Below are 17,662 nucleotides of genomic sequence, written 5' to 3'. Positions count from 1 at the left end.
TTCGGATCAGTGACGACTGCGTCAAGAGTCCGAACTATGACGGTTGTTGATCGTAGGACAGCAGTTATTTGATGGCTTGAAGAGGCTGCTGCTTTTGCTAGTTCTTCCACATGCCAGCCGTCATCCACCGCAAACCCAGCTCCAGCCTTGCCGAGTTTCCTGAACTCGCTCGTCTTCCCAAGGCGAAACGACTGAAACTGGCGGATGAGCTTTGGATGTCTGGCATCGCGGATGACAGCCCCGTGCCGCAGTGGCATCAGGAGACGCTGGATCAGCGTTGGAAGGACTATCAGGCAGGTAAAACGAAGCGGCTGACGCTCAAGCAGCTCGAACAACGCCTCGCCAAACGGTGAAAAGCCAGCCCGTCGAGTTCCTGGAACCGGTGGAGCACGATCTCCGCTACGCGAGAGAGTTCTATGAGTCGTGGAAGTTGCACGGAGCCAGAGATTTCATGCAGCGCTTTCGTGAAAGCGTGGCTTGGGTCGAGTGGAATCCAGAAATGTTCCCTCGAAAGCACCGCCAATTCCGTCGTGCGATCATCCGCAGGTCGTATTTTGGGATTTACTATGTGATCGAGCCGAAAGTGACCACCGTTGCGGCTGTGCTTGATATGCGGCGTGATCCGAGAAGCATTCGTGAGCTTCTTGAAAGCCGAAACTGATTTCCGGGAGTCAACGATTGGAGCACGGCTTGCATTCCGGCGGCTTCGGCCTTTGATGGCGGCCACTTTTTCAAACATAGACACACATCATGGGCGCACAATGGAAACAGAAATGGCGGGAGCTGGCGGCTGACCAGAAGGGGAAGATCACGGGCAAGCTGGTGCGCGAAATCCAGGTGGCGGCGCGTCTCGGCGGGCCGCATCCGGAGTTCAATGCGCGTCTGGCCGCCGCGGTGGCGAATGCGAAGAAACAGAGCGTGACGCGTGACACGATCGAACGCGCGATTGCGAAGGGCTCGGGCACCGGACCGGACGCGGTGCAGTATGAGACGGTGATTTACGAGGGCTTCACGCCGCACCGTGTGCCGGTGGTGGTGGAATGCCTCACCGACAACAACAACCGCACGAACTCGGAGATCAAGGTGCTGTTCCGGGCCGGAAGCATGGGCAAGGTGATGTGGATGTTTGATCACGTGGGCCTGATCGAGGCGCATCACGCGGACAAGTCGCTCGACATCGAGGTGGCGGCGCTGGAAGCGGAGGCGGAGAACGTGGAGCCGATGGAGATCGAGGATGAAGAAGCTGCCGGACACATCGGCGCGCGGTTTTTCACGCAGACGACGACACTGGATGCGGTGACAAAGGCATTGAAGGCAGCCGGGTGGGTGATCACGAGTTCTGAACTGGGCTATCACCCGAAGGAGTATCCTGAGATCAGTGACCAGCAGCGTGAGGAGGTGACGAATTTCCTGCAAGCGCTGGACGGACACGATGATGTGCACCGGGTGTATGCGGCGCTGAAGTAATGACGAAAGCAGAATGGCGAATGAGGAATGAATGCCGAAGCTCGAATGACGTGTTCGGGTTTCATGCCGTGTGGTTCATTCGTTGGTCATTCCTCATTCTGATTGCGTCGTTTTCACTGCTTCTGCTTTGCGGATGTAAGGAGAAGATCGCCATCAAGGCGAAAGCAACCGCACCGGTGGTGGTGAAGCCGACATTGATCACGGAGGCGGCACGACTGGGGCTTTCGGTACGCGTGCCTGGGGATGTGGAGTTCTGTTTGAGCAGTGTGAACTTACGCAAGCATGCGGAGGCGCTGAAATCCTCGCGCTGGTGGCAGGAGATGATGGCGCTGGTGGATGAAAAGACGCCGACGACCGATGTGACGGCCTGGCCGGTGGTGGAGGAGGCGTTTGTGGCGTTTGGGAAGGACAGCACGAAGGGAATCGTGATGCTGCGGCAGTTGAACGATCTCTACAACGAGACGGCGTATCGCGGGATGATGAGCGGAGGCATTTTGAAGGGGCTGGGGACGCAGTTTGACGCGGCGAAGATGCTGGAGGCAGCGTTGCATGACGCGCAGGTGCTGGAGGCGCTGGTTTTGTGGCTGGAGCGTTTTGAAATGCCGCCGCTGATGATCGGTGTGGCATCGCCGGAGCCGGAGAAAGTGCTGCAGAAGTTCAGCAATGACATCCGCCTCTCGGAATGGCTCGGGGATGCGCCGCAGTCGCGCATCATCACGACGCAGGGGGAGCAGATCACGGTGCATGAGGTTGCGATGGACGAGATTTTGACGGTGGATCGGCGACGGGAGTGGATGGAGGCGCTGGGGAAGGCGGTGCCGCTCCTGCCGGAGATGCGTGACCGCATCGCGCGCGGTCTGGACGTGCTGGCACGCAAAAAATGGGTGCTGGCGCTGGGCCTGGGGAAGGAGCGGGCTTATGTGGCGGTGGCGAAATCGAAGGAGCAGGTGCGTCTGGCGAACGCGGCAGAGGATTCGATGCTGTCGCGGCCGGAGATGCGGGCGCTGGACGCAAATGCGTTGAGGAGCCTTGGATTGATGGCGTGCTGGGACGGCGTGTTTTTGAACGCGTTGCAGTCGGACGAGCCGTTTCAGCCGATGTTGCGCGGTTTGCTGGCCGGTTTGCATTCGGAGACGATGTTTGCGGGCATGGCGCGGAGGCTGGAGCCGGTGATGGTGGAACTGGCGGTGGCTGAGCGGGCTTGTTATCGCGGCGATTACACGAACGGCGCGTTAGTGGCGTGGTGGGAGGGCGGTTTGCAGATGGAATGGGCTGGAGGCATGAGCACGTCGAGCGCGGCGGTGCTGTCGAAGCCCTCGGCTTTGTCGCCTTTGCTGGACGATGCTTCTGTGCTGCTGGGTGTGAGCGGGCAGAGCACGGCGCAGGGCGCGGTTATTTCGAGGCTTGGATGAAAACAGCGCACGCGGTGGCGAAGGAACTGGTCCAGGCGGGCGTGGGCGGAAAGCAGACGGCGGAGGCTTTGAAAGTGGCGGAGCAGTCCATTTTGCCCGCGGTGATTGATGTGTATGACGGCACGAAGACGATCTGGCAGAAGGGGCTGGGCGGTGATGGTGCATTCATCGTGGATGTCGGAGGCAGGATGCCAGCGCTGCCGGGATTGCCGCCGGGCGGGCAGGATGTGCCGCTGCCACGGCTGGCCGTGGTGCAGGAGATCAAGAATCGCGAGCTGATCGGTCTTTCGTGGCAGAACATGGAGCCGGCGCTGCAACGGCTGATGAGCAGCGTGCCCTCTGCGCAGCCGCTGGAGCTGCCGAAGGCGATGAGACGCGAACGCGATGGCGTGACGAGCTATGTTTACGCCCTGCCTTTTGAGTCGGAGGATCTGCTGCCGTGTGTTTCGCTGACGGAGAAATGGTTCATGGCGGGCACGTCACGAGGACAGCAGAGCCAATTTGAGAAGAACCTAAGACAGCCAGGTTCCGCCTTGTGGCCTGGGATGCGCGTGAAGATGAGCTTCACGAAGTTGCGGGAGTTTTTGCGGCTGTTCGCGACGGTGCGCGGCCAGGGCGGGGTGGATGTGTCCGGTTTGAAAAAGACCTTGAGATGGCTGGAGCCGCTGGAGTTGATGGAGATGCGGCTGTGGGGAGATGGTGACGCGGGACGCGGTGCGATGTCGTGGAAGATGCACGACGTGGTGAGCTATGATTGAGAGTACTCAGTTCCCAGTTTTTGATTCCTGGTTCTTCGTTTTCTCCTTTGGTGAAACGACGGCGGGTTCGGCGGACGGCTGCCAGGTGAGGGTGCCGTTGCCGTCGATGAGGTAAATGACGGGCACGGATTTGCCTTTGGGACCGTCGGGCTGGAAGCGGCCTTCGGTGTCGAAGTTGGCTATGCGGCCTTTTTCATAACGTATCCAGCCGAGGAGCCTGCCTGAACCGGGATCGTAGCGATAAACGTCACGCCATTGCTTCGGTGTGGTAAGGCGTGGACTGACGTAGGCGGGGGCGGTGGAACGCTCAAGAATGTCGGGGAAGAGAACCTGGCTAAGAAGGGTGAGATTGAGGCCGCGGAGCATGTGGCGCTCGCCGAGGGAGAGCTTGTCGGGCGGCGACATGGTGTCGATCTGGCCGGAGGCGTGCTCGATGAGGACGCCCTGCATGATGAGGCGGTGGAGTTCCGCTCGCACGTCTGCGACGGCGGATGATTTGGATGAACGTGAGGCGAGGGTGTCGAGTTCGCGCTGGAGTCCGAGGTAGAGCGTGTCGAAGCCGGCGATGGTTTGGAGGGCTTTTTCGATGCTGCCGCGAACGGTGGATGCGGACGCGTCGCCGACACGCTGGCTGAGCGCGTCACGAATGGCATCGCCGAGTTGTGAGCGAAGCTTTGCGGCCTTGTCTTTGCGTTTGTCGTCCCGTTCGGCGGCGGCGAGGGCGTCGGCCTGCGGCTTGAGCGCGAGGTATTGCTTTTGCAAAGCATCGCGCTCGATGGGTGTGAGGATTTTTTCCAGCAGGCGGCCGCGGAGGTCGGTGTCCTTCAAGCTCAAAGCGAGGAGGACTTTGAACCAGCGGGTGTCAGTCCCGGTGACGGGGAGTCCGAGGTCGGGATTGTGGGTTTGATAATGGATTTCGGAGACGTGGCCCTGCTCGTCGTAAAAGTGCATCTCGTTCGGCAGCATGTAGAAGCTGATGATGGAGGGGGCGCTGATGTTGACGCCGTTGTCAGCGAAGAGGCCGATGTCAATGCGATGGCTGCGGATGCCGGTGGCGGTGATGACGGGCGGCTGCCAGCGGACGCGGAGACGGATGAAGGGCTTTCCTTCACCGATTTCGATGCGGACGAATCGCGGATCGCCTTGGAGAAGCGCGGCGCGCATTTGCAGCGGGCCCTTGGCGGGATTGAGGGTTTTTTCGAGGCTGATGAGCATGCCGTGCTCCGCCTCATTGCCGCGCAGGATGCGGGCGATCGAGACGGGCGTGTCGGAGAGCCGCCAGGGATGAGCGCCGACGGTCTCGAAGAAGTTTTTGCCTTCTTCGACCTGGGTTTCTTCGAGGATTTGCATGGCAACGACGGGCGGGATGCCCTCCGGGGTCATGCTGTGCGCGATGTGAATCATTTTGGCCTCGTCGATCTGCGAGCCGTCGAAAACAACAGGATGTGCCCTGCCGGTGAAGTAGTCCTCCGGCATCCGCACCATTTTATTGGCACGACGGAGGATGGATTGAAGCGTGGGGCAGAGGAGGCGTTTTTCTATAAGGGCTTTTTGCGTCTCAGGACGGAACGCGGCGGTGGTGGAGAGCAGCGCCTGGAGAAACGGCTGGTCGGTGTAGGAAGAGCCTTGTGAAATGAGCAGGCAGGGCGTGTTCAGCGGCAGGAGGTCGCCATAGCCGCCGCTGATGCCGTTCGCGCCGATGTCATGATCTTGATGCTCGGGATAGATGAAAAGGTTGTTGGAGAGATATTGCTGCGCGAGGAAGCGGTTCCCGCCGGGGTCCATCATGTACATGCGGGGCAGGCAGCCGAGCTGGGTGGCGGCTGAGGCCATGGAGCAGTTGCCAAGCGTGGGCGTGGCTCGGATTTGCGTGGCGGCGCCTTTGTCAGTCTCCGTGCTTTTGAAGACTTGAAGCAGGGGATACTGGCCGGTGTTCAGCGGGGAGTGCTGGCCGTCGCGGTTTTCATAAGTGATGGCCTGGAGGCCGGCTGCGGTGCCGTTGGCGAACCATTCGTTGAGCTGCTTCGCGATGTCGTCCGTGCGTGTGGTGACGGGCTGCGCGGCGATGCCGACGACGCCAAGCGAAAGGAGCGCAAGGTGACGTAAAACAGCCGTGGGCGCGATGGACACGCGGGATTGTCACGGCTGCGCGGCCTGTGCGCAAAAGGAATGTGCCGCAGGGAGTTTTTAACTCCCGCTCGTGGCGAGAGGGAAGCGCAGCTTGATCTCCGTGCCCTGGTCCGGGCTGCCTTGGACGAAAAGCTGGCCGCGCATCTGGTCCGCGAAGACGGCGAGGATTTTAAGGCCGAGGCCGTTGCTGTCTCCAGGATGAAAGCCCGAAGGAAGGCCGATGCCGTCGTCGCTGATGACGAGTTCGCCGCTGGATTGCGCGTATCGCAGCGTGGCGGTGATTTGTCCCGTGCGTCCGTGGGGGAAGGCGTGTTCGAAGGCGTTGGAAAGCGCTTCATTCAACGTGAGCGCGAGCGGCATGAGCCACTCCGGCTCGACCGAGCCTTGCTGGATCTCCAAACGCACACCAATCTGCCCCGGAGGTGCTTCGTAGCACTCGCGGAGGTGCGCGACGAGGTCTCGGGTGAAGTCGCTGAAGGTGTCGCCTTTCCCGAGCGCGATCTGGTAGAGATGCTGGTGCAACGCGGCGATGGCGCGCACACGGTTCTGGCTGGAACGCAGGGCGTTGCGGGCGTCTTGATCGCTGACTCCATTGATCTGCATGTTCAGCAGGCTGGAGATGATCTGGAGATGATTTTTGATGCGGTGATGTGTCTCGGTGAGCAGGAGTTTTTCACGTTCGAGATCCACCACGGGCCAGCGGTGGCTGGAGGGCGATACTACTTGGAAAGCGAGAGGAACGGCGGCCTTCAACGACGCCGTGGGCGTCCGCAGCGCCGGAGCCGGTGCGGGTGTCGAATCGGAGGCGAGGAGCGTTGCGAGTTCGTAGCCGCCATCGTCGAGCAGGCGTGCGCTGATTTTGATCTCGCCACGTTTGCCGTCGCCGCCAAAGAAGGTGTGCGGGACGAACTGCCGTGGATTTTCAGACTGCCGCATGAGATCGGCGAAGAAGCCGGTGGCGTCTGAAGGGCGGAAGAATTGATGCAGCGGACGTCCGATGGCGGTGGCTGCGTCCAGGTCGAAAAATTGTCGTGCATGTTCGCTCCAGGCGCGGACACGTCCGTTGGCATCGGTGATGAGGAGGGTGACCGGGACATCCTGCGCGGCGGAAGCGAGCAGGGCTGTGATTTGTGGCTCCGGCTCCGGGATTACCGTCGGCGCAGGGGTGAATTCTGAATCTGTTACCTCCTGGAGGTAATGGATCGTGCAATGGGTCTCTCCCTGGCTGTCCGGCACAGTGGCCAGGTGAAGGACGGCGCGTGTGAAAGTGCCGTCGGCGCGCTTGATGCGCACGCCGAGCGCCTCGGCTTGTCTGCCGCTGCTTTGCAAGGCCCGCAACGCGTCCCTCCGCGCGGTGGCGCTCTCAGGATCGAGCCATGCATCGAGCGGATAGCGCCGCAGTTCGGACTTTGCTTGACCGAGCAACGCCTCGGCATGCTGGTTGACTTCAAAAATGACGCCGGTCTTGTCGGTGAGCACGATGGCGACGGGACTGCCCTGCAGCAGGGTGCGGAGCTTTGCCTCCATGCTGCGGAGCTGCTCCTCATGCCGTGTGTGCTCGGTGGTGTCCTGGATGCTGACGAGCAGACCGCCGCCGGGAAGAGAGACAGGATGGAATTCGAGCTCCTTGAGCAGCCCGTCGGCCGTTGCCAGGGAAATGGTGCGGGTGAGCTGGCGCCGCCAGACACTTTCCCGCCAAGTCAGCACCACTTGCTCGCGGTGCTCGTCCGTGGGGCAGGCGTGAGCCAGCCAGCTTTCGACGGTTTGATCCTTTTCAAGCGGACGGCCCAGCAACCGGGCGAGGCCTTCGTTTTGGAACACCGGCGCGCCGCGCTCATCCAGCACGAAGATGCCGCAGGGAACGCCTTCAAGATAACTGCGCAGCCGCGCCTCACGCCGCCCAAAGGTGTGCTGTGCCTCGGTCAGCGTGCGCAACTCCTGCTGCGCTCGCAAAAGATCAGCCTGCATGCGCTGCATCGCCGCGTCGTCCACGACCGGCGGTGGCGCGGGAGGAGGCGGAGGCTGGACAGGCATCTGAAAAGTGACGCGGGTCACAGCTTCGGCCGCCGCCTGGGCTGGCAGCGCCATGAGCATAAATTCCTGGCCAGAGGTGTTTGAATCCTTGCCTTCAAGAGCGGAAACAATCCAGCGCATGGGCTTGCGCTGGTCGGCAGAAGCCGGCTGTGTGATAATGCAGGCGGGGGATGATTCTGTGGTTCCGGAGACGCTTGCCAGGGCATCGAGTGTCTGCTGGCGCAAGGCTCCGAAATCACGTCCTTCGCCAAAAACCTCCCAGAAGCAGGTGGCTCCCTCTTGAATGCCTTTGTCTAGAGTGAGGCGCGCAGCGGAGACGTTCGAGCGCAAAATGACGCCTTGAGCGTTGAGCACGAGCATGGGCAGTGCGCAATCCAAGGGAGCCGGCGTTTTTTTGGCAGGCGCCGGGGAGTCTTGATCTTGGATTTCGGCTGTGCCGTCGGATTCATCCGTGTTCGCTGCCTGAGGGGCGCTGAACTTCTCGCAGGTGATCATCAGACCACCGACGGAGGCGTCGCGTTTTTTGCGCCACGGGCGGACTTCCCAGCGATAAACGAGATGGCGTCCATCCGGACTGCTGAGAGAATCGTGCTCGCTGCGCACGATGTGCCCCTGCAGTGCGCGCTCATACACCTGCCGCCATCCGGGATGCAGGCCTGGAAAGATTTCATACTGGCTCCTGCCGACGAGCGGCTGGACCTGTTGAAGGCCGAATTCATGAATCCACTGCCGGTTGGCCAGCATGTAGCGCATCGCGCGATCAAACATGGCCATCGCCACCGGGGCATTTTCTACCAAGACCCCGAGGACCAGCTCCATGTCATCGGGCTCAGGTTTGGAACTCTCGTGAGAAGTGTTGCCTATATATGAACTGACGGAAGAACTGGTGCGGGCCTCTTTGACTTCCTCACGCATTTTTTCCAAGGGCGAGGTATGCGCCTTGGGCTGAATGACGTTTCTGAGGACAGATGAAGACACTTGAGAATGCTTTGATAAATTTAAAATTTAGCCTCTATCAAGTTATCAACAAGGCGAAAAAGCAGTGAATTGAGTCGCAATTCAGCAATAAACGCACCGAGAAGCAAGCATCATCATTTAGAACGGTTCTCAGGTTCATTCACGATGATAAGGCTCGCCACGCATGATGGTGTAAGCCCGGTAAATCTGCTCAGCCAGGACGATCAAGGCGATATCATGTTGAAGGGTCAGATGAGAAAGTGACCAGCACACCTGGGCTTTGTCACGAAACCCTGGTGAATGTCCATCCGCCCCTCCAATCACCAAACAGACTCTCTTGCGACCAGACACCTCCTCACGCTCGATCCAGTTCGCCATCTCCACGCTACGCAGGGAGCGTCCGCGCTCATCGAGAACAATGCATGGATCCTTCCCGCAAACGGCTTGGATCTGCTGCTCCACCTTGTCCAAGGGCCCTTCTTTGATGACCACATGATCAAATCGCGCGTAGTGACGAAGCCGCTTCCAGTACAAATCCAACGCGTCCTTGACCCAAGGATGTCCGGGTTTGCCGATGGTGATGATACTCCACTGCATCAAGTGAAAGAGCCCACTTTGGGCAAGCGAACAAGAGGAACATGTGTGTGGAAATTACGACTATATTTAGTTATTTTGCGTTCCATCACCATCGTTGTTGTTGCATAATTTAAAAAGATCGTTAAATTGAGAATGCAAATTCAAAAATTAACCGCCTGTACCTGCGTATGAACAAAGTTACTGATTCCAAGGTTCGTCTCGCCACGGCCAGCCTTACAGCTCTGATGCTTGCATCTTGTGCTGTGCCTCCACGCCAAGCATGGCACGAGATTCAAACCCGTGGTCTGATCACTTATCTGTCCAATGACAGCAAGCCCTTAGGAGTCAGTTCAAGCACCACCGTGATGGCTCAGAACAATGCAGCCACTCAGTCAGCCGCTTCTACCGTGCTTGTTGGACCTGACCGTCCATCAACTCCGCCTCCTTCGATGTTGAATGCCTCCACCATGCCGGTCGCCCAGGCTGTGCCTGATCTGCCCGGCTATGTGCGCACACCTTTCACCAATCCTCCACGCCTTGTGGATGTTCGCGGTATGTCCGCAGGTTCCAAAGTGGTCTGCCCCTACACACAGCGTCCATTCTTGGTTCCTGGCGGCGTCTCCGCCTCATCATCATTGGCTTCTTCAAATGCCTCGGATCGCTCCAAGCCCGCGCCATCCCCTGAGCGCCCTCGCACGGCCCCAGTTTCCAACAGCAACGTGGCTGCGATGACCAATCCCGCTCCTTCCGCACCCACACAGCCGAAGGTCGCACCCGCTCCCAGCGCTAGCGTGGAACTGCCCTATGGATCTCCAATCGCTGGCCGTCCTGGCTTTGTGAACAGCCCCTATGCGGCCAAACATCAGCTTGTCGATGTCACCGGTCTGCCTGTCGGCATGGAAGTGAAATGCCCCTACACGGGCAAGCTCTTCCGCGTGCCCGCGCAGTAATTGAGCGACTTTGTGAGATTCTCAAATCTACCCCGCCAGGAGCAATCTTGGCGGGTTTTTTGTGTCGGTGACTGGAATGTGTGTCGGCATGGTGATTTGCCTTCATGTCACAACATGCCATGATGCAGTCTGCATGGACGCCCCCGCTGGTTTGCTGACCTTCACAGGCCGCATTTTTCTCCACTTTCTGACTTACCTCGGACAACTTTCCGCCTTGATGCGGGAGTTGATCATCGCCCTGCGCTCCGGTGTGTGGCGTTTGAAACTCGTGGCGCAGCAGGTCGTGGCCATCGGCTATGGGTCGCAGGCGGTGGTGATTGTCACGGGCGCGTTCACGGGCGCCGTGTTTACTTTTCAGAGCTACGGGAAGTTCAAGGACTTTGGCATGGAGACATCCGTCGGCGCGGTGGTGTCCGTGGCGCTCTGCCGTGAGTTGGGCCCGGTGCTTGCAGGATTGATGGTGGCGGGTCGCGTTGGCGCCGCCATGGCGGCCGACATCGGCACCATGAAAGTGACCGAGCAGGTGGACGCGCTTCGTGTCATGGGCGTGCACCCGGTGGACTACCTCGTGTTGCCACGCTTTTTGGCCATGATGATCTCCATGCCCTTTCTCGTCGCGGAAAGCGTGTCCTTCGGACTCATCGCCTCCTACATGGTGATGAGCCTCGGCTACGACATGCCATCCGCCTGGTATCTCACTCACTTGGTGGATCATACCAACATGGACGACCTTAAAATCGGCATGATCAAGGGTTTCATCTTTGGCATGCTCATCACCCTCATCGCCTGCCACCAGGGGCTGGCTGCGGAAAATGGCGCGGTGGGAGTCGGTGCTGGCACGACCAGAGCGGTCGTCATTTCATCCTTGGTGCTGTTGATCGTGAATTTCTTCCTCTCGATCGCGCTGAACTACATTTATCCCATCGGCACCGTCTGACCATGGCCGCCACGGAAAACAGCACTCGTCTCAATGAGGCCGCCGGAACGTTCATCGAACTGCACGGCATCCACAAGCGTTTTGGAAGGCAGGAAATCCTCTGCGGCATCGACCTCACGCTCAAACACGGCGAGACTCTCTGCCTCATCGGCCCCAGCGGCGAGGGAAAAACGGTGACGATGAAGCACATCATCGGCCTCATCCAACCGGATGCAGGAGATGTCTTCGTCGCAGGCATGCACGTGAACAAACTGAAGGAGCGCCAGATGGCTCCGCTCCGGCAAAAGGTCAGCATGTTGTTTCAAGGCGCCGCGCTCTTCGATCGCATGACCGTGGAGGAAAACGTGGCCTTCCCTCTCTTGGAAAGCGGCCTGCGTGACAAAGCCGAGATCAAACGGCGCGTGCTTGAGGCGCTGGAGGCCGTCGATCTCGCCGAGCACCTCCATAAATACCCCACCAGCCTCTCAGGCGGTATGCGCAAGCGCACCGGCATCGCGCGCGCCATCATCACCCGCAGCGAGTGCATTCTCTACGACGAGCCGAACTCGGGGCTCGATCCCATCGGTTCCGACATCATCGACCAGATGATTCTGCGCATGCAAAAGCGCTACGGCGTCACCTCCATCATTGTCACGCACGACATGCGCAGCGTTTTCAAGATCGCGGACCGCGTCGCCATGCTTTATCGTGGTAAAATTCACTTTCTCGGCACCCCTGACGAATTGAGCGCCTCTTCGGATCCAATCGTGCAGGATTTCATCAACGGACGCTCGGACGTCACCGGCTGATGCCACTTCACCAAACCCGCGCATTCCCTTCTTATGATCGACAGTGACAAAAAAACCGAAATGCTCGTCGGATTGTTCATCTTTGTCGGGCTGCTCATGATGGGCGGCCTGATTTTGCAGTTCGGCCGCGTGCGGGAGATCTTCAAGGACACCTACACCCTCCGCGTCGCCTTTCCGAACGCCTCCGGCATCAAGGAAGGCTCCCCCGTCTTTCTTGGCGGCTCCCGCGTCGGCAAGGTGGATAAAAAACCCAAGCTCAATGACACCTTCACCGGCGTCATCATCGACCTCGAGCTTTTTAGGGACGTCATGATTCCCGCCGACGCCACCTTCGCCATCGGCTCCGCCGGCCTCATGGGCGACGCGTTGGTCGAGATCAAGCCCAGCGGCAAGGCCACCGATGTCTTTCTCCCGCATGATTATGACAAGATCATCGAAGGCGAAAAAGCCGGCAGCCTCAACGACCTGCAAAGCACCGCCAAAACCGTCGGTGAGAAGGTGGACGTCGTGCTCGACGAAGTTCGCGTGGCTCTGAAGGACGTTCAGGAGGCCATGGTGAAGGTGAACAAAGGCGCTCTCTCCGACAACACCCTGCAAAACTTCACGCAGGGCATGGAGCACCTGAACAACACGCTCAAACGTGTGGATGAAAAAGTCCTCGGCGATGAAAACGCACAAAATCTCAAGACAGCCCTCGCTGAGCTCAAGGACGCTGCCACCAGCTTCAAGGCCGCCTCCAAGAACATCGAGGAGTCCAGCAAGCGTCTCGGCCCCATGTTCGACAAGCTCGACCCTGCCATCGCCAAGGCCGACAAAGTGATGACCACCGCCGACGAGTCGCTCCAGTCCATCAAGAAGGCCGCTGACAGCTTCGCCGCCGCCGCCGCCAACATCAGCTCCAGCAAAGGTCTCCTCGGCGCCCTCATGAACGACGCGCAGATGCGCAGCGACTTTCGCGACCTCATCTACAACTTCAAAGTCAACGGCCCCCTCTGGTACAAAGACACTGCGGAAAAACTTCGTCAGGATGAGTTGAAAAAGCAGCAGGAAACCATCCAGCCGCCAAAGCGCGGCATTTTCCGCTGAGCGCCCGCTTTCTCACGCCAGTACCTCCTGCAGCGCGGCCGTGTCCTCATGACATTCCGCCTGGATGAGCATGCGCAGCCTGCGCCGCGCGCGATGCAGCGCCGTGCGCAATGCTCCGCTCTGCGGCCCGCCGGCGCCGCCGCGTGAATTGCTGCCAAGGTTCTGCTCCAGGCATCCCCAAACATCATCACGGCCCTGCGAACGAAGCTCCACGCTGATGCAGTTCAGCGCGCGCTCGATCACGCCTCTCGCCCAACCGCGATCCACCTCGCGATCCGGGGACGCATGCACATCAGCGACGTCGATGTTCTCCCCGTTCTCATCGCTCAACGAAAAGCAAACCATCCCGCCGCCACGCCGCTGCCGCGTGCGATGCTGCCAGCGCTTGATCAGATGCGTCCGCATGCGCGCAAACAGGAACGCCGCCTGTTCTCCATGATCCGGGATGGCCGCCGCGCGTTCGTGCTGCCCCTGCGCCACCAGTTTGGCGAACAGCTCCTGCACCGCGTCCTCCGCGTCATGCGCCTCGCAGCCGCGGGAGCGGGCGAAGGCACACAGCGCATGCCAGTGGCGTTGATAAAGCGCGGAAGGATCTGCTTGAAAGGACGAGTCCGTGGTTTGGCTTGTCGCGGGACGTGTCGGAGTTTGCATGACGGTGTGGGGGCTGTTCATGCGGGTATTGGAAATCCGCCGCATGAAGCCCCGCCCCGCCTCATCATTAAAAGCGATTTATCTTCGTGCGTGGGACCTCCTCCGCGTGACATTGACGCCGTTCACATTTCCGCGCATGAGCGTACCGGCCAATACCCGCAGCTTTCGCATCCGTCTGGCTTTGCAGACGATGCTCGTCGCCGGGGCGTTGGTGGCCGTGTTCGGCGCCGCCGCCTGGTGGTATGCCAGTCAGACCTTGGAGCGCAGCGTTGATGACCGCATTATCGCGCCCGCCCAGCGGGTCTGGAGCCGCATCGACCCCTTCACCACCGATGAGGAGTTCAAAACGATCGCCGATCTCGTGTTCGGCACCTCCCCCGACCGGGACGCCACCCATGCCGTCCTCGTCGTCCAGGAGCATCTTCACGGCAAAACCATCTTCGCCACGCCGAACGCGCCGAAGGACCTGGATGTTTATTTCCGCAGTTGCTTCCCCACCTCGGAGGAGATCAACCGTGCTCCGCCGGAAGGTGCTCCCGGCATGTCGCCACCTGGTGGCCGCCGTCGCCCCGCGCGCCATCATGGCGATCAGTTTGACGACCTCCTCGGCCTGCCGCCAGAGCCTGACTCGGCTCCGCAAACAAACCGCTCCCTGCCGTTCAGGCCTCAAATGCCCATGGTGCGTGAGCCCTCCACCTTCACCGCACGTTCCGGCGGCATCGATTGGCGCTTCGGTGCCTTCAGCAGCCCCAGCTACACCATCTTCATCGGCCTCTCCCTCACCGACTTTTATGCTGAGGTCAACCGCATGGCCTGGTGGTACGTCGGTGCGGGCGCTCTTGGCCTCGTCCTCGCCGGATTCGGCGCTCTTTGGACTTCCAAACGCGCCATGCGTCCGCTCGAGCGCGTCGTCACCACCGCCCAGCGCCTCACCGCCAGCGACCTCGCCGAGCGCATTCATCTCCATCGCGACGACGACCGCGAATTCGCCCAGCTCATCGACGTCCTCAACGGCATGATGGAACGCCTGCAAGGCAGCTTCCAGCAAGCCGTCCGCTTCACCGCCGACGCCTCCCACGAGCTCAAAACACCGCTCGCCATCATGCTCGCCACGCTCGATGACGCCGTGCGTCACGCCGCGCCCGGCAGTCCTGAGCACGAACGTTTCCTCTCGCTCTTTGAGGAAGCCACGCGCCTCAAACAGATCACCCAGAGCCTCCTTTTGCTCTCCCAGGCCGACGCTGGCCGCCTGCCGGTGCATGCAGAAACCTACGACCTCAGCGCCGACCTCGCGCGCTTGATCGAAGACGGTGAAATCCTCTGCGAGCAGGCCGGACTCACGCTGGAACACCACATCGAGCCGCAGATCAAAGTACGCGCCGATCGCGCCCTCTTTCGCCAGGTGCTGCAAAACCTCCTCAGCAACGCCATCAAATACAACCGTCCGCAGGGATGCGTTACCCTGCGTCTCACCACGGAGGACAGCGCCGCCGTTTTTACCATCGCCAACACAGGTCCGGCCATTCCTCCCGAAAATCAGCAGCGCCTCTTCGAACGCTTCTTCCGTGGCGACACCGCCCACACCCGCAAAACCGACGGCTTCGGCCTCGGCCTCAACATCGCCACCGAACTCGCCCGCGCCAACGGCGCCCGGCTCCGCCTCGTCCATTCACAAGACGACGAAACAGTGTTCGAGGTGAGGATGAGCGTCGCTACTTGAAGAGCTTCAATGCTTCACCGAGCACCCCGGACCCACCGTCTGGAAGAAGTCGTTCCCTTTGTCATCGATCAAGATGAACGCGGGGAAGTCTTCGACTTCGATCTTCCAGATGGCTTCCATGCCGAGTTCGGGGAACTCGACGACTTCGACCTTTTTGATGTTCTCTTTGGCCAAAATGGCCGCAGGGCCGCCGATGCTGCCGAGGTAGAAGCCGCCGTGCTTTTTGCAGGCGTCGGTGACTTGCTGGCCGCGATTGCCTTTGGCGATCATGATCATGCTGCCGCCGTGGCTTTGGAAGAGATCGACGTAGCTGTCCATGCGTCCTGCGGTGGTAGGTCCAAAACTACCGCTGGGCATGCCAGCGGGCGTTTTGGCGGGACCGGCGTAATAGACGGGGTGGTTCTTGAAGTAATCGGGCAGCGGCTTGCCGGCATCGAGCATCTCCTTGAGCTTCGCGTGCGCGATGTCGCGGGCGACGATGATGGGGCCGTTGATGAGGAGGCGCGTGGTGGTGGGATACTTGCTGAGTTCGGCGCGGATCTCGGCCATGGGGCGGTTCGTGTCGATGCGCACGGCGTTGGTGTCTTTGCGGTGGCGCAACTCCTCGGGGATGTATTGCAGCGGGTTCGTTTCGAGCTTCTCGATGAAGACGCCGTCACGTGTGATCTTTCCCTTCGCCTGGCGGTCGGCGGAGCACGAAACGCCGATGCCGATGGGCAGTGACGCGCCGTGACGCGGCAGGCGGATGACGCGGACATCCAAGGCGAAGTATTTGCCGCCAAACTGGGCGCCGATGCCGCACTCGCGGGCGGCCTGGAGCATTTGCGCTTCGAGTTCGACATCGCGGAAGGCGCGGCCGTGTTCGTTACCGGTGGTGGGCAGGCCATCGTAATACTTCGTGGAGGCGAGCTTGACGTGTTTCATCGTCGATTCCGCCGAGGTGCCGCCGATGACGAAAGTCAGGTGATACGGCGGGCACGCGGCGGTGCCGAGCGAGGTCATTTTATCGCTGAGGAACTTCACGATGCTCTTCGGATTGAGCACGGCGCGGGTCTCTTGATAAAGGAAGGCTTTGTTCGCCGAGCCGCCGCCTTTGGCGATGAAGAGGAATTTATACGCGTCGCCATCCGTGGCATACAAATCGAGCTGCGCGGGCAAATTGGTGCCGGTGTTCTTTTCGTCGAACATGTTCAGCGCGGCGTTTTGCGAGTAGCGCAGGTTGTTCTCCGTGTAGGCGAGATAGACGCCCTTCGAGAGTGCGGCCTCGTCACCGCCGCCGGTCCAGACCTGCTGGCCTTTTTTGCCCATGATGATGGCGGTGCCGGTGTCCTGGCAAAAGGGCAGCAAGCCAGCGGAGGCCACGTCGGCGTTTTTCAGCATCGTGAGGGCGACCATGCGGTCGTTCTCGCTCGCATCGGGGTCGTCGAGGATGGCGGCGACCTGCTTGAGGTGCTTCGGGCGCAGGAAGAAATTGATGTCGTGGAAGGCCTGGTTCGCCAACAGCGTGAGCGCCTCGGGATCGACGGCGAGCAGCTCTTTATCGCCGATCTTTTCGACGCGGACGTGTTCCTTCGTCAGCAGGCGGTATTCAGTGTCGTCGGTGCCGAGTTCGAGGAGGGGCTGGTAGTGGAAAGCGGGGGTTGGCATGGCTTCCGTGAGCTAGCAGCGGTTTCGGAGGGCTGCAACGCCGTGGTGGAGCTGGAGTGGTGGAGTATTGGAGTTCTGGCAAATCATCACTCCAGCATTCCACGACTCCATCACTCCGCTTTTGCAAACACCGCTCGCTTCCAGATGGGCACACAGGTTTTGATCTCCTTCAGATACCAGCGGCAGAGTTCGAATGCCTCCGCGCTGTGTTTCGTGCGCACCTTGATGATGATGCTCGGCTGCTCGGCGGCGACGAAACCGAGGCGATGCTGGATGAAGACGCGATGCGGGCCGTGCTCGCGTTCGCAGCGTTCGACGAGTTCACGCAGCATCTTCTCCGCCATCGGCAGGTAGGCGCTGTAGTCGATGCCGGAGATCGGTCTGCCGTCCTCTTCACCACGCACGACACCGAGAAACTGCGCCTCCGCGCCTTCGCCGGATTTGAAGACCGTCGTGGCGGGCTGGATGGGTTCTTCGCTGAGAATGAAAACGGGTGGCATGAGACGAGCAGTTTATCTTGCCTGCCAGTTGGCAGGTTTGCTAGCGTTT

16 protein-coding genes are annotated in these 17,662 nt (G+C 60.2%); 10 read left to right on the top strand and 6 right to left on the bottom strand.

Annotated elements, in window-relative coordinates; translation table 11 throughout:
- The first annotated feature begins 110 nt into the window (after positions 1-110).
- The 5 genes from ACILSE_RS10250 (at position 111) to ACILSE_RS10230 (ending at position 3,637) form a co-directional block, all read left to right on the top strand.
- Positions 111-353: an addiction module protein gene (locus ACILSE_RS10250; protein ID WP_395717294.1), complete on the top strand. Its 243-nt coding sequence runs from the start codon at positions 111-113 to the stop codon at positions 351-353.
- Positions 350-661, top strand: coding sequence for a type II toxin-antitoxin system RelE/ParE family toxin (locus tag ACILSE_RS10245; RefSeq protein ID WP_395717293.1), 312 nt, complete (start codon positions 350-352; stop codon positions 659-661). The genes ACILSE_RS10250 and ACILSE_RS10245 overlap by 4 nt, the downstream gene beginning before the upstream one ends.
- 89 nt (positions 662-750) lie before the next feature.
- Positions 751-1,467 carry a YebC/PmpR family DNA-binding transcriptional regulator gene (locus ACILSE_RS10240; protein ID WP_395717292.1) on the top strand — a complete coding sequence of 239 codons (717 nt, stop codon included), beginning with the start codon at positions 751-753 and terminating at the stop codon, positions 1,465-1,467.
- Between the two features lie 266 nt (positions 1,468-1,733).
- Positions 1,734-2,879 carry a hypothetical protein gene (locus ACILSE_RS10235; protein WP_395717291.1) on the top strand — a complete coding sequence of 382 codons (1,146 nt, stop codon included), beginning with the start codon at positions 1,734-1,736 and terminating at the stop codon, positions 2,877-2,879.
- On the top strand, positions 2,876-3,637 hold the full coding sequence (locus ACILSE_RS10230; RefSeq protein WP_395717290.1) for a hypothetical protein: 762 nt from the start codon (positions 2,876-2,878) through the stop codon (positions 3,635-3,637). The genes ACILSE_RS10235 and ACILSE_RS10230 overlap by 4 nt, the downstream gene beginning before the upstream one ends.
- Positions 3,638-3,643: 6 nt before the next feature.
- Here ACILSE_RS10230 and ACILSE_RS10225 read toward each other — a convergent pair whose 3' ends face one another.
- From ACILSE_RS10225 to ACILSE_RS10215, 3 genes are all read right to left on the bottom strand, one after another.
- Positions 3,644-5,767 carry a hypothetical protein gene (locus ACILSE_RS10225; RefSeq protein ID WP_395717289.1) on the bottom strand — a complete coding sequence of 708 codons (2,124 nt, stop codon included), beginning with the start codon at positions 5,765-5,767 and terminating at the stop codon, positions 3,644-3,646.
- Between the two features lie 57 nt (positions 5,768-5,824).
- A complete protein-coding gene (locus ACILSE_RS10220) occupies positions 5,825-8,620 on the bottom strand; it encodes a PAS domain S-box protein (RefSeq protein ID WP_395717288.1) in 2,796 nt (931 codons plus the stop codon).
- A 294-nt stretch (positions 8,621-8,914) separates the two neighbouring features.
- Entirely contained in the window at positions 8,915-9,355 is a 441-nt protein-coding gene (locus ACILSE_RS10215; protein WP_395717287.1) for a 23S rRNA (pseudouridine(1915)-N(3))-methyltransferase RlmH, read from the bottom strand.
- A 446-nt stretch (positions 9,356-9,801) separates the two neighbouring features.
- Here ACILSE_RS10215 and ACILSE_RS10210 point away from each other — a divergent pair, with 446 nt between their 5' ends.
- From ACILSE_RS10210 to ACILSE_RS10195, 4 genes are all read left to right on the top strand, one after another.
- Positions 9,802-10,284, top strand: coding sequence for a hypothetical protein (locus ACILSE_RS10210; protein ID WP_395717286.1), 483 nt, complete (start codon positions 9,802-9,804; stop codon positions 10,282-10,284).
- Between the two features lie 133 nt (positions 10,285-10,417).
- Positions 10,418-11,221, top strand: a complete 804-nt coding sequence (locus ACILSE_RS10205) for an MlaE family ABC transporter permease (RefSeq protein WP_395717285.1) — start codon at positions 10,418-10,420, stop codon at positions 11,219-11,221.
- A gap of 2 nt (positions 11,222-11,223) precedes the next feature.
- On the top strand, positions 11,224-12,009 hold the full coding sequence (locus ACILSE_RS10200; RefSeq protein ID WP_395717284.1) for an ABC transporter ATP-binding protein: 786 nt from the start codon (positions 11,224-11,226) through the stop codon (positions 12,007-12,009).
- Between the two features lie 33 nt (positions 12,010-12,042).
- Positions 12,043-13,095 carry an MlaD family protein gene (locus tag ACILSE_RS10195; RefSeq protein ID WP_395717283.1) on the top strand — a complete coding sequence of 351 codons (1,053 nt, stop codon included), beginning with the start codon at positions 12,043-12,045 and terminating at the stop codon, positions 13,093-13,095.
- A gap of 12 nt (positions 13,096-13,107) precedes the next feature.
- Here the strand turns inward: ACILSE_RS10195 and ACILSE_RS10190 are convergent, their stop codons facing one another.
- Positions 13,108-13,767, bottom strand: coding sequence for an RNA polymerase sigma factor (locus ACILSE_RS10190; protein WP_395717282.1), 660 nt, complete (start codon positions 13,765-13,767; stop codon positions 13,108-13,110).
- Between the two features lie 115 nt (positions 13,768-13,882).
- Between ACILSE_RS10190 and ACILSE_RS10185 the strand changes: the two genes are divergently transcribed.
- Positions 13,883-15,466 (top strand): sensor histidine kinase, encoded by a 1,584-nt coding sequence (locus tag ACILSE_RS10185; RefSeq protein ID WP_395717281.1) that lies wholly within the window; start codon positions 13,883-13,885, stop codon positions 15,464-15,466.
- Between the two features lie 6 nt (positions 15,467-15,472).
- On the opposite strand, the gene ACILSE_RS10180 is transcribed toward ACILSE_RS10185, so the two are convergent.
- Positions 15,473-17,113, bottom strand: coding sequence for a fumarate hydratase (locus ACILSE_RS10180; RefSeq protein WP_395717280.1), 1,641 nt, complete (start codon positions 17,111-17,113; stop codon positions 15,473-15,475).
- A gap of 110 nt (positions 17,114-17,223) precedes the next feature.
- Positions 17,224-17,613 carry a molybdenum cofactor biosynthesis protein MoaE gene (locus tag ACILSE_RS10175; protein ID WP_395717279.1) on the bottom strand — a complete coding sequence of 130 codons (390 nt, stop codon included), beginning with the start codon at positions 17,611-17,613 and terminating at the stop codon, positions 17,224-17,226.
- Positions 17,614-17,662 lie beyond the last annotated feature (49 nt).

The sequence above is a fragment of the Prosthecobacter sp. genome, assembly GCF_044236155.1.
Lineage (GTDB): Bacteria > Verrucomicrobiota > Verrucomicrobiia > Verrucomicrobiales > Verrucomicrobiaceae > Prosthecobacter.
The sequence above is the reverse complement of the archived record's forward strand: the minus strand, read 5'-3'. Positions and strand labels throughout refer to the sequence as shown.

Excerpts from the sequence above, each read along its gene's own strand:
- ACILSE_RS10250 (WP_395717294.1), top strand. The coding sequence starts at position 111 with ATGCCAGCCGTCATCCACCGCAAACCCAGCTCCAGCCTTGCCGAGTTT.
- ACILSE_RS10240 (WP_395717292.1), top strand. The coding sequence starts at position 751 with ATGGGCGCACAATGGAAACAGAAATGGCGGGAGCTGGCGGCTGACCAG.
- ACILSE_RS10230 (WP_395717290.1), top strand. The coding sequence starts at position 2,876 with ATGAAAACAGCGCACGCGGTGGCGAAGGAACTGGTCCAGGCGGGCGTG.
- ACILSE_RS10220 (WP_395717288.1), bottom strand. The coding sequence starts at position 8,620 with ATGGAGCTGGTCCTCGGGGTCTTGGTAGAAAATGCCCCGGTGGCGATG.
- ACILSE_RS10215 (WP_395717287.1), bottom strand. The coding sequence starts at position 9,355 with ATGCAGTGGAGTATCATCACCATCGGCAAACCCGGACATCCTTGGGTC.
- ACILSE_RS10210 (WP_395717286.1), top strand. The coding sequence starts at position 9,802 with ATGCCGGTCGCCCAGGCTGTGCCTGATCTGCCCGGCTATGTGCGCACA.
- ACILSE_RS10205 (WP_395717285.1), top strand. The coding sequence starts at position 10,418 with ATGGACGCCCCCGCTGGTTTGCTGACCTTCACAGGCCGCATTTTTCTC.
- ACILSE_RS10200 (WP_395717284.1), top strand. The coding sequence starts at position 11,224 with ATGGCCGCCACGGAAAACAGCACTCGTCTCAATGAGGCCGCCGGAACG.
- ACILSE_RS10195 (WP_395717283.1), top strand. The coding sequence starts at position 12,043 with ATGATCGACAGTGACAAAAAAACCGAAATGCTCGTCGGATTGTTCATC.
- ACILSE_RS10190 (WP_395717282.1), bottom strand. The coding sequence starts at position 13,767 with ATGAACAGCCCCCACACCGTCATGCAAACTCCGACACGTCCCGCGACA.
- ACILSE_RS10185 (WP_395717281.1), top strand. The coding sequence starts at position 13,883 with ATGAGCGTACCGGCCAATACCCGCAGCTTTCGCATCCGTCTGGCTTTG.
- ACILSE_RS10180 (WP_395717280.1), bottom strand. The coding sequence starts at position 17,113 with ATGCCAACCCCCGCTTTCCACTACCAGCCCCTCCTCGAACTCGGCACC.
- ACILSE_RS10175 (WP_395717279.1), bottom strand. The coding sequence starts at position 17,613 with ATGCCACCCGTTTTCATTCTCAGCGAAGAACCCATCCAGCCCGCCACG.